This window comes from Mesorhizobium sp. M7A.F.Ca.MR.148.00.0.0 (assembly GCF_003997735.1).
In the GTDB taxonomy this organism is placed as follows: domain Bacteria; phylum Pseudomonadota; class Alphaproteobacteria; order Rhizobiales; family Rhizobiaceae; genus Mesorhizobium.
The window spans coordinates 1-2,017 of the sequence record NZ_RZTB01000140.1; the positions used below are offsets into that span (position 1 = coordinate 1).

Genomic DNA, 2,017 nt, shown 5'->3' on the forward strand with positions numbered 1-2,017 from the left:
TCTCCCCGTTCACGGGGAGAAGGTGCCGGCAGGCGGATGAGGGGCAGCGCCGGCGTCGGCTATCGGCCCCGCCGAGCATCTGCCCCGAAAACGCCGGTTTTCCCGTGTCTTTCCTTGCCAGGGCCGCGTTTCCCGTGGGAAGGGGCGTGGTATCTCAGGGCTTGGGGGCTTGGCATGACGAATATCGGGGCCGGGGGCGCAGCGCCCTCGCTTATCAGGGCATCGCTCAGCCGCACCGGCAAATGGGCCGGCAGTGTCGCCTTTATCGGGGGTGCGGTATCAGACATCCTCAATCCGCTGGCGCCGTTCGCCGCCTATATCGCGCTGATCGCCGCGGTGGCCGCAATCATCATCGCCATTGCCATCGTGCTCAGGCTGGTGCTGGCGGCCAGAGCGCTGCCGGCCTTGATCTTCGCCACCACGGCGGCGGCCGTCGCCAGCGGCGTCTACGGCCTGCAGCAGCAGACCAACGCCCAGAACGGGGTGATCGCCAGCCTGGTGCCGGCCATTGCCGGGCTGCAGCAGTCGATGGGGATCGTGTCCGAAAAAGTGGCCAGGATCGAGCAGACCGTCACGCAAACGCAGAAGACGGTCGAACAGGTCAAGCAGACAACCGACACGGTGGCGAAGAAGGCCGACGAGATCGCCTCGGCCCAGCAGCAGCAGACGCAGCAGACGGCGGAGGTGCAGAAGACCACCGACGAGGTGAAGAAGCAGACCGAGACGCTGGCCGCCGGCCAGGCGCAGCAGCAGGCCCAGACCGAGAAGCTGCAAGAAACGACGCAGCAGATCGCCGCCTCGATCGACACCATCGCCAAGGGCTTTGCCGCCTTGGCCGCACAGGGCGGGGCGATTGCCGAGCCGAAGCGGCCGGACGAATTCTACCACAATGCCCGCGTCTACGAGCTGTCCGGCGACATGCTCAACGCGCGGCGCTCCTACCTCGCCTTTGCCGGTTTCGACGTCGACGCCATCGACCCCTACACCCGCTTTGCCACGCTGCTTCGGGTGCAGGACGGCAAGGCCGGCGCGCGCGAAGTGTTCGGCGCGCTTGCCGACAAGGGCAAGGCGCTGTCGATCAAGCTGGTGCATATCCAGCAGTTCGACGACGCCCAGCGGCTCGACAAGCTCAACGCCTTCATATCAGCCAATCCAGATTTCGCGCCGGCCTATTTCCTGTTGGCGCAGGAGTTTTCCGAAGACCGGCTCGGCGCCCAGACGCTGGCCGACAAGCGCAACGAGGCCAAGGCGCTGACCAAATTCACGTCCTACGAAAAGGATGGCGGGCTGCTCAAATATTTTGTCGACCAGACGCAGTTGGCCGACTGGCTGGACCGCAGCCGCAGCCGGCTGGCGGCCCTTGGCGATGTGCTCGACCCCGCCCGCTTCGTGCCTTCGCTGACGCCGATGCGCTCGAACCAGGGTTGGTCGATGACCATCTCGCTGCCGGAGCCGGCAACCGCCATCTCCTGGCGCATGGGCGACAGCGGTCCGTTCACCGACACCGGTTTCCTGGCGATGAACGATCAGACGACCGGCAAGCCGATGGCCAATCCGAGCTTCGAGATGCCCGACAGCACCGTGGCCGGCATTATCGCCATCAAATATCTCGACATCAGGGGCCGCGAGACCGGCCCGTTCGACATCCGCTTCGACCCGGAGACCGCGCTCCAGCAAGGCAACAAGCAGATCCTCGACCAGTTCTGGACCTCGTGGATCGCCTTCGATGCCAGCGGCAATCATGGGCTGGTCTACTTCACCCAGATGCTGTCCTATCGCTGCGCCATCAAGCAGGTGCATTACAGCCTGAACGGCGCGGCGCTCGACAAGGAGATCAAGATGCCGCCCTGCGACAAGAAGGACCCTTACGCCATCCCCTACGACTACCAGCCCTATTTCAAGGTCGCCGACAGCGTGAAATCGATGTCGGTGCAGGTCACCTACACCGACGACACCAAGTCGCCGGTGCGGGAATACAAGCGGCAGTAGAGGCGCCCACCCTCCCCCTTGTGGGGAG

1 protein-coding gene is annotated in these 2,017 nt (G+C 64.8%); it reads left to right on the forward strand.

The features are described from left to right. Positions 1 to 174: 174 nt before the first annotated feature. Positions 175 to 1,989 (forward strand): methyl-accepting chemotaxis protein, encoded by a 1,815-nt coding sequence (locus EOB49_RS29715; protein WP_127383069.1) that lies wholly within the window; start codon positions 175 to 177, stop codon positions 1,987 to 1,989. Positions 1,990 to 2,017: the final 28 nt, after the last annotated feature.

Coding starts and splice junctions, on each gene's coding strand:
- EOB49_RS29715 (WP_127383069.1), top strand. CDS start 175: ATGACGAATATCGGGGCCGGGGGCGCAGCGCCCTCGCTTATCAGGGCA.